The sequence below is a fragment of the Hafnia sp. HMSC23F03 genome, from assembly GCF_001816025.1.
In the GTDB taxonomy this organism is placed as follows: domain Bacteria; phylum Pseudomonadota; class Gammaproteobacteria; order Enterobacterales; family Enterobacteriaceae; genus Hafnia; species Hafnia paralvei.
Map to the genome: position 1 here is coordinate 146,048 of NZ_KV824188.1, position 12,871 is coordinate 158,918.

Annotated in this window: 11 protein-coding genes; 4 read left to right on the top strand and 7 right to left on the bottom strand. The window is 50.1% G+C overall.

What is annotated here, in order from left to right; all coding sequences use genetic code 11:
- Positions 1 to 22 precede the first annotated feature (22 nt).
- The 4 genes from HMPREF3091_RS01805 (at position 23) to HMPREF3091_RS01820 (ending at position 6,225) form a co-directional block, all read left to right on the top strand.
- The gene (locus tag HMPREF3091_RS01805; RefSeq protein ID WP_070713691.1) at positions 23 to 916 is read left to right on the top strand and encodes a ChaN family lipoprotein; all 894 of its coding nucleotides are present in this window, start codon (positions 23 to 25) and stop codon (positions 914 to 916) included.
- A complete protein-coding gene (locus HMPREF3091_RS01810; protein ID WP_070713696.1) occupies positions 913 to 1,701 on the top strand; it encodes a TonB family protein in 789 nt (262 codons plus the stop codon). The genes HMPREF3091_RS01805 and HMPREF3091_RS01810 overlap by 4 nt, the downstream gene beginning before the upstream one ends.
- Positions 1,702 to 1,799: 98 nt before the next feature.
- Complete coding sequence (locus HMPREF3091_RS01815; RefSeq protein WP_139146183.1) at positions 1,800 to 3,905, top strand: S9 family peptidase; 2,106 nt, start codon at positions 1,800 to 1,802, stop codon at positions 3,903 to 3,905.
- 55 nt (positions 3,906 to 3,960) lie between these two features.
- Positions 3,961 to 6,225 (top strand): TonB-dependent receptor domain-containing protein, encoded by a 2,265-nt coding sequence (locus tag HMPREF3091_RS01820; RefSeq protein ID WP_004095466.1) that lies wholly within the window; start codon positions 3,961 to 3,963, stop codon positions 6,223 to 6,225.
- 69 nt (positions 6,226 to 6,294) lie between these two features.
- On the opposite strand, the gene HMPREF3091_RS01825 is transcribed toward HMPREF3091_RS01820, so the two are convergent.
- The 7 genes from HMPREF3091_RS01825 to cbpA form a co-directional block, all read right to left on the bottom strand.
- A complete protein-coding gene (locus HMPREF3091_RS01825; protein WP_064573067.1) occupies positions 6,295 to 6,621 on the bottom strand; it encodes a YnfA family protein in 327 nt (108 codons plus the stop codon).
- Positions 6,622 to 6,726: 105 nt separating this feature from the next.
- Positions 6,727 to 8,163, bottom strand: a complete 1,437-nt coding sequence (locus HMPREF3091_RS01830) for an MdtP family multidrug efflux transporter outer membrane subunit (RefSeq protein WP_168168166.1) — start codon at positions 8,161 to 8,163, stop codon at positions 6,727 to 6,729.
- Between the two features lie 5 nt (positions 8,164 to 8,168).
- Positions 8,169 to 10,121, bottom strand: coding sequence for an FUSC family protein (locus tag HMPREF3091_RS01835; RefSeq protein ID WP_070713703.1), 1,953 nt, complete (start codon positions 10,119 to 10,121; stop codon positions 8,169 to 8,171).
- 9 nt (positions 10,122 to 10,130) lie between these two features.
- Entirely contained in the window at positions 10,131 to 11,159 is a 1,029-nt protein-coding gene (mdtN, locus tag HMPREF3091_RS01840; protein ID WP_070713707.1) for a multidrug transporter subunit MdtN, read from the bottom strand.
- 6 nt (positions 11,160 to 11,165) lie between these two features.
- Positions 11,166 to 11,438, bottom strand: coding sequence for a YtcA family lipoprotein (locus tag HMPREF3091_RS21960; protein WP_083321330.1), 273 nt, complete (start codon positions 11,436 to 11,438; stop codon positions 11,166 to 11,168).
- Positions 11,439 to 11,640: 202 nt separating this feature from the next.
- Positions 11,641 to 11,946, bottom strand: a complete 306-nt coding sequence (gene cbpM / locus HMPREF3091_RS01850) for a chaperone modulator CbpM (RefSeq protein ID WP_004095448.1) — start codon at positions 11,944 to 11,946, stop codon at positions 11,641 to 11,643.
- The gene (gene cbpA / locus HMPREF3091_RS01855) at positions 11,946 to 12,863 is read right to left on the bottom strand and encodes a curved DNA-binding protein (protein ID WP_070713712.1); all 918 of its coding nucleotides are present in this window, start codon (positions 12,861 to 12,863) and stop codon (positions 11,946 to 11,948) included. Before cbpA ends, cbpM begins: the two co-directional genes overlap by 1 nt.
- Between the last annotated feature and the right edge of the window lie 8 nt (positions 12,864 to 12,871).

Sequence of the window (12,871 nt, forward strand, 5' to 3'; positions counted from 1 at the left end):
ACTCGCCGCATTAGGCAAAAAAATGAGCACAAAATTTAGCCTTAAGTCTTTGATTATATTAGCCACATTAGCACTCAGTGCATGCAGCCAACCAACATTGACACGTCCCTCACGCCCATCGGCGCTGAAAGAGATTGAAACCACGGGCAAAATCATCGATTTACGCAGTGGAGATAGCCTCACTAGCCAACAACTGCTCACGCAGTTAGCAACCGCACCGCGGCTCATCGTGGGTGAGAAACACGATAATGAGAAACACCACCTGATTGAAATGTGGCTGATTAAAAACCTGCCCCAACAGCGCCCACAGGGTAGTGTGCTCCTAGAAATGCTGACGGCTAATCAACAGCCGCGCGTGGATCAGCTAAAGCAATGGCTAAAAGACGATCCCATGGTACGCGAAGGACGTATTCAGCACTTACTCAGTTGGGAACAAGGCTGGCCGTGGGAGATGTATCACGGTGTTGTCATGCAAGCCTTACGCGCGCCCTACCCGCTTTTGGTCGCCAATATCAATCGTGATCGGGTGCAGGATTTATACAAAAACCCACGCATTCCCGTTGGAAAAATCTCGACCGCGCCTGACGTCCAAAACGCTATACGAGAAACCATCACCAACATGCATGATGGAAAAATCGATCAGACACAGCTCAACGCCATGTTAGCGATTCAACAGCAGCGCGACCGTTTTATGGCACAACAGTTGCTGGCGGCACCGACTCCCGCCCTGCTGATCGCCGGTGGTTATCATGCGGCAAAACAGATGGGAGTTCCTTTGCACATGCAAGATTTAGCCCCTGCATCACGCCCGGTCGTTTTGATGCTGGCAGAAACAGGGATGAATATCACCTTCGAACAGGCCGACTACGTTTGGTACGTACCGCTACCAGAGGCTGACTCACTCGCGGGGTTATGATGGATATTCTCTACAGTACGCAACCTAAATGGGGTCGCTGGTTTGTTTTTACACTGACCCTACACGGTCTGATTTTGCTGGCACTGGTGTGGCGAAATGCCGATGCCTATCAGCCGTATCAGCCACCTCCGGCAGTGATGTTGCAGTGGTCAGAGGCCATTGAAGCGCCAGCCTCTCCACTTCCGCTTCCTATCGGTATCGCTCAGCAACAGCAATCTGCGGCAGCCGAAGAGAAACAGCAGGCAGAAGATAAGGCGCAGCCGAAGCTTGCTTTGGCTACAGATGCCAAAATTGAAGTGGCTAAGCAGAAGAAATCGACTGAGGGTGAGAAGAAAAAACCACGCCCGGTGCGCAAGATAAAAGACCAAACCAGCGACGCGAGTCAGGCTGCGGTGGCAAGCAATGCCGCGCCACAGGCAAACACGCCATCGTCACGCATCGCAGCCCCCTTTAATAGCGACGCTAGCAGCCATAACAGCGAAAAAGTGACATGGGAAAGCTTGGTCAAAGGCCATCTGAATCGCTATAAAAAATATCCCACGGATGCACGCCGTCGCGCTAGAACCGGGCAAGCCATAGTGACGTTTACCGTCAATGCCTCGGGGCGAGTGCAAGGTAATCAGCTCCATACGTCATCGGGGACGATTTCGTTAGATCGCGAAGCACTAGCCGTATTGGAGCGTGCTCAACCGCTGCCTAAGCCTCCGGCTGAGATATTAAGCGATGGGCGATATAGCGTAACAATGCCAATCAATTTCGACTTAAACGAGCTCAGACAACCATGAGTTAGCGCTGCTCACACGGCCAAAAACCTATTCCATTTTCGATGCTGGAAATACTCCGGCAGGGCCCCCTTTCGCCCGTAGAACCAAAAGGATCAACCATGTTCAGATCATGGCATCACATTTTGCTAGCCCTGCTAGCAACGATATTGTCTTGGCAGGCCGCCGCCGAACCTCAACCGCCTGTGGCCGCTGTCGTGCCGAAGGTGCTTACCGAACACAATGACCGACGCATAGATAACTATTTTTGGTTGCGCGATGACAGCCGTAGCGAGCCAAAAGTTCTGCGCTATTTACTGGCTGAAAATCAGTATGCCGATGCCGTCCTACGGCCTTATCAAGCGCTGCGAGAAACGCTGTATCAGGAAATGGTTTCGCGCATGAAGCCTGAAGATAGTTCCGTTCCCTATCAACGCAATGGCTATCGCTATCAGGATGTCTATCTGGCCGGAAAAGATTTTGCGCTTACCCAGCGCCAACCCCTAAGCGGCAAGCTGATTTGGCAAACGTTGCTGGATGGTAATCAGCGTGCTGCGGGGCATGCTTATTACCGTTTGGGTGGCATAACCATTAGCCAAGATAATCACATGATGGCTGTTGCCGAGGATTTTCAGGGGCGACGCCAATACCGCCTGTCGCTGCGAAATCTGCACAACGGAGCGTGGCTACCCGATGTCATTGAAAATACGTCCGGCAATATGCTGTGGTCCAATGACGGCAGCACGCTATTTTATGTACGCAATCATCCGCAAACGCTAATGCCCTATCAGGTGTATCGACATCGGATAGGAACGCCTTTGGCGCAAGATCGTTTGATCTATCAGGAAAATGACGGTGCGTTTTACCTCACCCTGTCGCGCCTAGCTTCAGATCGCTATTTAGCGATAACGGTCGGCTCCAACACAACGTCGGAAGTACATCTGTTGGATGCCGATAATCCAGACGCACAGCCCGTGCTGTTTGCCGCTCGTCGCCAAGGCGTGGAGTATTACCTCAATCACTTTAACTCCACGTTTTATCTGCGTTCCAATCATGAAAATGCCAATTTTGGCTTGTATCAGGCCAAGAACAATCACGAGGTGTGGCAGCCACTCGTGGCGCCTCATAACGATAACATGGTCGAAGGTTTTGCCCTGTTTCAGCACTGGCTGGTGGTTGTTGAACGCCGTGATGGGTTGAGCCAGATTCGTAAGATCAATTGGAAAACCCACGCCGAGCAAACGCTGGATTTCGACGACGCCAGTTACATGGCTTGGTTAGGCTACAACCCCGATCCGCAAACCCATCATTTGCGTTACGGCTACTCATCCATGACCACGCCAACCAGCACCTATGCATGGGATTTGAACAGTGGGCAACGGACGCTACTCAAACGTCAGGAAGTTAAAAATAGTCATCCGGCGGATTATCACAGCGAGCGCCTCTGGATCACCGCACGCGACGGCGTCAAAGTGCCAGTGTCATTGGTTTATAACCAGAAAATGTTTAAAGCAAAACAAAGCCCACTGTTGGTATATGGCTATGGTGCCTATGGCATGAGCATGGATCCCGCTTTTAGCGCTAATCGCCTCAGCCTGTTAGACCGCGGTTTTGTGTTCGCCATGGTGCACGTACGCGGTGGCGGGGAGTTGGGACAACAGTGGTACCAACAAGGAAAGCTGGCGCATAAGCCAAATAGTTTCAACGACTTTATCGATGCGACCCAAGGCTTGGTCGCCCGAGGTTTTGGTCAGCCCGGTCGTCTATACGCCATGGGCGGCAGCGCGGGAGGACTACTCGTTGGCGCGGTGATGAATCAACACCCCGAGCTGTTTAACGCCGTGGTTGCCCAAGTGCCTTTTGTCGATGTGGTTACCACCATGCTGGATGACACATTGCCACTGACGCTAGGTGAATATGAAGAGTGGGGAAACCCACACCTTCTGGCTGACTACCAGCGAATGAAATCCTACAGCCCCTACGACAACGTTAAACCTATGCATTATCCAAACCTGTTAGTGACTACCGGTTTACATGATTCACAAGTGCAATATTGGGAGCCCGCTAAATGGGTCGCCAAGCTGCGCGCTAATCAATTGGGTTCAGGAAAAATATTGCTGTTAACAGATATGCAAGCTGGCCACGGAGGAAAATCAGGACGGCTTAAACGTTTGGAAAATACCGCGCTGGAATACAGCTTTATTTTGGCCGCGGATCGGCAGCAGTAGCTGCACAAAATAAAAATAAATTGATTTGTACATTGTGATACTTCTAAGGGTGTTTATGAAACTTAATAAAATAGCCGGCTTGATCGGCTCGGGCATACTATTGCTCAGCGCAGGCGCATACGCACAATCAACCAGCGAAGAAACCAGCGGAGATAAAAAAGGCTCAGCGGTATTTTCCCCACTCAATGTTTCCGCGGGGAAAATGACCAGTGAGCAAGAAGCTCTCGATAAACCCGGAGCCACCAGCTCACGAGCCACGGACAAAAATCTGGAGTCATTAGACTCCACGCTGCGCAGTATGCCCGGCACCTATACCCAGATCGATCCGGGTCAGGGTTCGGTGAGCGTAAATATCCGCGGCATGAGCGGATTTGGCCGAGTGAATACCATGGTCGATGGCATTACACAGAGCTTCTACGGCACCTCAACCTCGGGTACCGCCATACATGGCTCAACCAACAGTATGGCTGGCGTACTCATTGACCCCAATTTCTTGGTGGGTGTTGACGTTACACGCGGAGATAGCAGTGGTTCTTCTGGCGTCAATGCGTTAGCAGGAAGCGCAAACCTGCGTACCATCGGCGTCGATGATGTCGTCTTTGCCGGTAATCCTTTTGGCGTTCGCTCACGATTCTCTGTAGGCAGTAACGGCATTGGTCGCAGCGGCATGATTGCCGCCGCAGGCAAAACCAATGCCTTTACTGATACCGGAAGCTTTGGTGCAATGGCAGCGATCAGCGGAAGCTCGGTCTATTCCAACTTTGATAACGGTGATGGAATTAATAGTGAAGAATTTGGCTACGACAAATTCATGAAACAAAACCCTAAATCCCAGTTATATAAAGTTGATATTAAGCCTAACGAGTTTAATAGCTTCGAACTTTCTGCTCGTACCTATCAGAATAAGTTTTCACGTCGTGATATCACCAGCGATGATTACTATATTAAATATCACTATTCACCGTTCTCTGAATTAATTGATTTAAATGTTACTGCCAGTACCAGCCGCAGCGAACAGCAATACCAAGATGGTTCGCTTTATACATTTTACAGTACCTCGGCACGTAACCGCTCCAATGCACTAGACATCAATAACACCAGCCGTTTCACGCTAGGTAATAACGATCTCGCCTTTAGCCTAGGCGGAAAACTGATGCGTACCCGCTATGATAAGTTGATTAAATCAAACGCAGGCGATCCCCAGTCGTCACAAGAGTCCATAGAAAACAATCCGTTTGCCCCTTCCGGCAATCAAGATATTTCAGCGCTATATACCGGACTAGAAATCACGCGCGGCATCTATCAGGCTAATTTAAATCTTAACTACACCCAGAATAAGATCAGCGGTTTCAAACCGGCCTGCGACCCACGCGTGACCTGTGTACCTCAGGGTGAATACAACGTCGACGAAAAAGAGAGCGGCTTCAACCCGTCAGTGATGCTTTCAGCTCAGGTCACGCCTTGGTTACAGCCGTTCGTGAGCTATAGCAAATCGATGCGTGCCCCAAATATCCAAGAGATGTTTTTCTCCAATTCCGGCGGCGCATCCATGAATCCGTTTTTAAAACCAGAGCGAGCAGAAACCTATCAGGCCGGTTTTAATATCAATACCCAAGACCTATTGCTGAAGGAAGATTCGCTACGGCTAAAAGCATTGGTATATCGCAGTAAAATCAAGAACTACATTTTCAGCGAGTCTTATTTAGTCTGCACGAATGGGCGTAAATGTAATATGACGGAAGTGAACGCCAACGACTGGGAAGACGTTAGCGACTATAGCGATAACATGTACATTTACGTTAACTCAGACTCTCTGGTACGCGCCCAAGGTTTTGAATTAGAGATGGACTACGATGCGGGATATGCTTTTGCTCGTTTAGCATACAGCCAGCAACACACCGACCAGCCAACGTCCATTGCCAGTACCTATTTTGGTGCGGGGGATATTACCGAGTTGCCACGAAAATATATGACGCTCGACACCGGATTACGTTTCTTCGACCAGTCTTTAACCGTCGGTAGCGTGATCAAATACACCGGGAAAACGCGTCGTCTATCGCCCAACTTCGATTTCGATGAAAAAACAGGGGCTATTGTGAAAGAAGATATGCCGCAAATTCCAACGATTATCGATCTCTACAGCACCTATGAGTTTAATCGTAATTTGATGCTTAAATTCAGCGTACAAAACCTGATGAACAAAAATTATTCCGAAGCGTTAAATAAACTCAATATGATGCCAATGCAAGGTGATGAAAGCACTGCGGCCAATACCGCACGCGGCAGAACTTATATCTTTGGTGGAGAGATTCGCTTCTAAAAACCCACCGCCATGCTGATGATTCGACATGGCGGAGTTCCTTTATCAATGGGCGAAAAGCAAATTCAGCTAAGAAGGCTGCAAAACAATGATTGCCATCCCAACTAACGCCACGCAGGCACCAGTAATATCCCAACGCGTCAGCGCGACACCATCAACAAATCGCAGCCAGACTAATGCCACGCCAATATAAACGCCACCGTATGCCGCATAGGTACGTCCCGCTGCCGTAGGATGTAACGTGAGCAGCCAAGCAAAAATAATAAGGCTGAACGCCGCAGGAATAAGGAGCCAAAGCGGTTTGCTCTGTTTGATCACCAAATAAGGCAGGTAGCACCCGACGATCTCTGCAAGCGCCGTAAGACTAAATAAGATGAGTGCTTTAAAAATCAGCATTGCTGAACCCTTTAACTGAAAGCAAAAATGCAGTGACTCACAAATAAGGCCATATCCATATTTTCAGCACGACCTTAGGTATGGATTCTCCATCTAACCGCTCAATCAACGATATCCGCCACCGAGGGCTTTAATCAACGTTATATCGGTGCTGAGCTGCTGTGCTCGCATATCAAGCAACAGCAGTTGCTGAGTAATGGTGCTACGACGCGCTTCTTGCGCCGCATAACGACTGAGTAGGCCACGCTGATAATGGGCACTGGCGCTTTGAGTGACGGTCATTGCCTCCGTCACTTTTTGATTCTGTAGCGCAACCTGCTGGTTGAGATCGTTTAATTGGCTCGAACTCATTGCCACATCGCGCACCGCATCCAGCACAGCTTGGTTGTACTGTTTAATCAGAATATTGCTCGCGGTACGTACCGATTTTAAGTTGGCATTTAAGCGTCCGCCGTCAAAGATAGGCAGATACAAGCCGGGCAGCAAATTAATCTGTTGGAATGAAGATTTGAACAGATCGCCGACGTTAAGCGCGTTATACCCCCAGAATGCTTTAATATCAAAATGTGGGTAAAACGCTGCTTTAGCGGCATCAACCTGACTCATAGAGGCAGTCACATAACCGCTCAATGCTTGGAGATCTGGACGACGCGCCAGTAATTCAAAAGAGAGTGAGTCTGGCAACGTTTGCTGCACCGCTGGAAGTTCTACCGGATGTATGTCAGGCATACTATGGGCATCGGCCCCCATCAGCGCCCGCAGCGTTTCTCGATATTGAGTCAGCGTCCCGTTGGCCGCAATAACCTGTTGCTGAGCAGCCAATAATTCCGAGCGAGCGTTAGCAATAGCAACGCTGTCTTCCAAACCGCGATGGGTTCGTTGTTCGTGTGCTTGAACCGAAAGACTGGCAATGTCTTGCAGCTGATTGAGCAAAGCAATTTGCTGGTAAGTACTCTGCATAGCAAAGTAGAGCTGTGCCACGCTGCTGGCAATATCCAGTTCAATACCCGCAGTCTCTGCCAAACGGGCATTTTTCTCACCGATAGCCGCAGCCACCCTTGCCCTGTCAGCTCCCCATAGGTCAATATTTAGCGTCGCACCCACCCCAACCGTATTTAATGTGTACCAAGGGCCGTTCTTATCAATTGGCAGAGAGTATGAATAAGGCCAAGTAAACTCTTTATTTGTCACCCGCATCCGATTCTGAGCCGCAACCGCCGTGGCCTGCACGCCCATCGCCGACTGGGCTAACTCAACGGTGGACTGCGACTGAGAAATCCTCAGTCGCGCCGCCTGCATCGTTGGTGAATTTTGTAACGCACGGTTCACCAACATATTGAGCTGGGCATCATGATAGCCTTCCCACCATCGAGCCGCTGGCCAGTCGCTATTTGCCAAATGAATAACCTGTGAAAGCTGTGCCTGTTGCGGGTTTACTATCGGCACTTTACCCGGGTCGTCCTGAATCAAAGCGCATCCAGACAACAGAAACAGTGCAAAAGCTATCGATGAATAACGCCAAAAGTGTGCCGCGGATTCCATTTTTCTCATTGCTGATTTGCCTGTTGCTGAATGTCGGAAGTTGCAGAATGCCAATGTGGCAGCATCGCCAGCGCTGCCGTCAATGGAGGGCCGAACGGATTCCCTGCGCTTCCGGTCGCCGTAAACGAGCTTGGTATTTTTTCCTGCTGTTGCTCGATGCTTTTGGCATAGTCCTGCAACCGAGCGGCACAACGCTGGAGGAAATCGTCCCCCTGCGGAGCATACAATCGGTAGCCCTCACTTAAACGCACCACTTCTTGCACCTGATTAAAACAAGACTTCACCGGCCACCGTCTAACTTCTGGATACGGATAGGCATAGGTATTTATTGGCTCGGCCGCAACACGATTGATAAGCGACTCCGTCGTTGCCAACGCATGAAATAGAGGAAGGATTTTGACCTCCTCGCCCCTAGCCGCCAGATACTTCGCAGCCTGATTATAAAGGCGAGCCAAACTCGATTTGAGCTTCGGCGCTTCACTCTCAGGCCACAGATAGAGATGAACAATTGACGAGACCAGTACACCAAGCAGGATACCAATCACCCTATCGCGTAGTTCGGTTAAATTAGTCAGCGGGCCAAACCAGTTCAGGAACGCCAGTGAAAAGGTAAAACCGATTTGGATCCCTGCATAGGCGATACGATCCGAACCTGCAGCAATCCAAGCAGAAAGCGCCATCACTGGCAGGCTCATCGCCAATAGGCCGATAATCGAATCCGTATAGGGCTGTATAAATACGAGTAACAATAGCGCCAGCAGCGTCGCAATTAACGCACCGCCGATACGTAGCCACGTTTTTTGCATCGTTGCGCCTAAACCCGGCTGAGCAACGATAACGCAGCTTAGCATGATGGTATGAATCCCCTGCCAATCAGCGGCCGTATAAAACACATAGCACAAGAGAGTCGCTAGCAGCGTCTTGAGTGCAAAATGTAAATAGGTCGGATTACTCCATGCATCTGGCGCCAGTAAGGGTTCTTTCTCGACTTCTCCCGCCGGAAGTGGAACCTCTTCACCGCGCGCTAGTTTGCCAACGATAGTCGATATTTCCCGCAAAATAGCGCCGTTTGCCGTATCGTCGGTGAGTGGAAAAGGCTGGATATCAGGCAATTTGCCATCGTCTAGATGCAAAGCCAGTTCCCCGAGTACCGCAGACAATTGCTGGGCGTGAGCGTGGTTCTCAGAAGCGCTATTCATTGGCTGAAGAAGGACCGCAAGATGATAGCAGCGCACCGCAGCTCCCATCATCGATTGCCATGCCTGCGGCCTTGCCGCAATGTCAGAGCTAGAACGGTTTGCCTGTTTATACAGTGATTGCAGTTGGGTAAACTGATCGGCAATATCTTTTAGCGTCGGTCGCTTTGTATCGGCATGGTTCCCCGCTAGCAGTGACCCGGCTTCACGGAACATCAGCGCGAGCCGACTTTTAAACTGGTAGCCTGGAAACGCCTGTAGAAAACACGCATTCACCAAGAGCGTCACCAAAATAGCGGTATTAATTGCCACCCACAGCCAAAGCAGCAAACGAACCAGCACTTCACTCTGACTCGTCATCGATGGGAAGGTCTGAGCGTAGATCACCACCAACCCCATAACGAAAAAAGCCATCCCAAGTTTGCCCAGAATCCGCATCAGGTACATCGAGCAGAAAAATAGAAAAACCGAGGCCACTAGGCGGATCAACGGATAATCATAGGTCCACTTGATGATAAGAATGACCCCGCCAAGCGCAACGCTGACCGTAATAAAAAACACCACGCTAACCAGTTTGATCATCAACACGTTAGGCTGACTGACATAAAACACCACAATCAGCGCAACCGCTAGAAATGGGATCTGCAGAGCCATAAACAGCGTGATCAGCACGGCACAGCTAAGCGTCAGGCGCAGGGTATAGTTTCCCCGCCCCGGAGCTGCGCTAAGTTCTCTCGTAAGAAACTGCCAGAAATTCCACATACCGAGTTCTTATTCCGGCTGCAAAACGGCGCTGGCAGAGGCACCCATGCGGAACACATTAGGATCGGGATCTTTCACTGCGATTTTCACAGGGAAGCGTTGTGAAACATGAACCCAGTTAATCGTTTTTTGAATCACCGGAAGGCCTTCAAATACGCTGCCGCCGTCGGGCAAAACACCGGAGCCAACAGAGTCCACAACTCCGCTGAATGATTTGCCGTGATTGGTCATAACGGTCACTCGGGCTGGAACGCCAGAATGCACATTTTTAAGATCAGTTTCACGGAAGTTAGCAATCACATACCAGTGCTCGTCATCCATTAACGTAAAGACCGGTTTTAACGCCGACGCATACTGGCCGATGGTCGTTTTCAGCGCCACCACGATCCCGTTGAAAGGTGCGCGAACCTCAGTAAATTCGAGATGCAGTTCCGCCAGCGCGATCTGCGCCAGAATACCCGCTCGCTGTGCCACCATCGCATCCACGCCGGTTACTGCGGCGGAGGCCTGTTTGGCCTGCAATAGCGTCGCTTCCAGCTCAGCGCGTGCCGCTTTCTCTGCGGTTCTCGCTTGGTCAAGATCCTCTTGCGAGGCAAAACCCTGTGGCACCAGCGGTTCAAGTCGGGTGCGCGTCGAAGTCGTTTGTTTCACCAGCGCTTTAGCACGTTCTACCGCGGCGGTAACCGACTGCGCGTTATATTCTTGCGCTTTGATGGTTCGCTGAGTCAATGCTATCTGCGCGTCTAGCGTAGTCAGTCGAGCCTTAGCATCATCCAACATGGCCTGATAAGGGCGCGGGTCGATACGAAACAGCAAGTCGCCTTTTTTCACACGCTGGTTGTCACGAATCGGCATTTCCACGATCCGCCCACTCACTTCCGGCACGACATCAATGGTATCGGCATACACATAGGCATCATTGGTTTCCGGCGATGTTTGTAACTGCCAAATAACCACGATCAACGCCAAAATGGCAGCGAGAACAAGAGCCAACAATGGCCATTTTTTCCGTAATAAGCTTGAGCTGGAATTTGTCATAGGTATTTAGTGAGCAAAGAATAGGAACCACAAGATCGCGGCAAACAGGAATAATAGCGCCAGATAACTGAATACCAGAGGAGAGAAGCGCGCCTGCCAGCCTTTACGAACAATGAATATATGGCAAAGGATCAGCAAAAAGGCACCGGCCAATAAACAAAAAAACCAGCTAGGAAACGCCGCACCAAATACGGGAATAACGGGTGATAATGAACAACCGGATGCTAAGAGTGATAATAATAACAGTGCGGGTCGTGTCAGTTTTATAAAGCAATTCAAAGGATGTTACCTGAGCATTTATTCCGTATTTGAAAGCAAGTTTAACCAACTGATCCTTTCACCGCTACACATTTGCTCATTTATAGTAACCATTGGGAATATTTTTATGCCTTTATAAACTGGCAAGTTTTAATGCCAATAATATTTAAGGGGCGGCAATATGCGGCCCCTTAATCTTCAACGTTTTTACTATGGATGCGCACTATGGATGTGCAATGAAGCGTGAGAGTCTCTGCCGCAGCAGTCGATTCTCCTGACGTAGTTGGGTATTTTCCTCCAACAACGTTAGCGCAACTGCGATACCCGGCCAGTCTAGCGCCAGCTCTTGCCGTAGGCGTAAAGCTCGCTGTACAACGGTCACGGCGTGGTCATCAAATAGCCATGTTGTTGATTCGTAATCACTCGGTTCAACTACGCCTAGTCCAACAATCTCGTTCAGTTCTTCTTCCGAGACTCCGGTATGCAGGCAAAACTCGGTCATGGTGAAAGTGACGGTGACATTAGCCATTATGCTTTCCCCCACTCTTTGCGTGGATTAAAGGACGACTGAGCGTCCGCCAATTGCTGCCACAAAGCGGCACTTTCGCTGTCTGGTTTTGGCGGCATCACGATTTTGATGACGGCATACAGATCGCCTGTATGGTTTTTACTGACCAAGCCTTTACCCTTGATACGCAACCGCTGTCCAGCCTGACTCCCCGCAGGAATCGTTAGAAGAATGCTATCTTTCAACGTAGGTACGGCCACTTTAGCGCCCAGAGCAGCCTCCCAAGGGGCGAGAGGAACCACAATTTCCAAATCCTGATTGACGATATCAAACAAAGGATGCGGAGCAATACGGATCACCAGCCACAGATCGCCATTTGGCCCACCGTTTTCACCCGGAGTCCCCTGCCCTTTCAAGCGAATACGCTGGCCATTGCCAACGCCGGCAGGAATTTTAACATTCAGCGTTTTAGGGATTTCCCGTTCAACCATGCCAAAGGCATTGTATACAGGTAGGTTATAGCTGATGGTGCGTTTATGTTCCTCTAGCGTTTCTTCGAGGAATACCGCAACTTCAATCTCCAAATCATGACCACGAGCAGCAGGACGCTGCCGCGACTGGCGGCCATGTTGGCCAAAGATCGACGAGAAGATATCGTCAAAATCTTCAGGGCTGTAGTTTTGCCCTTCTCGTTGCTGGAATTGTTGGAACTGAGGATCGTTGCGGTGCTGCCACAACTGGTCATACTCGACTCGGCGCTGCTCGTCACTCAGCACCTCCCACGCTTCCGCCACTTCTTTAAATCGGGCTTCGGCATCAGGCTCTTTACTGACATCGGGATGGTACTTACGGGCCAATCGGCGATAGGCGGTCTTGATTGTCTTGAGATCGTCTGTCGGTTTCACGCCCATAATGGCGTAATAATCCTTTAATTCCATAGCGTTAT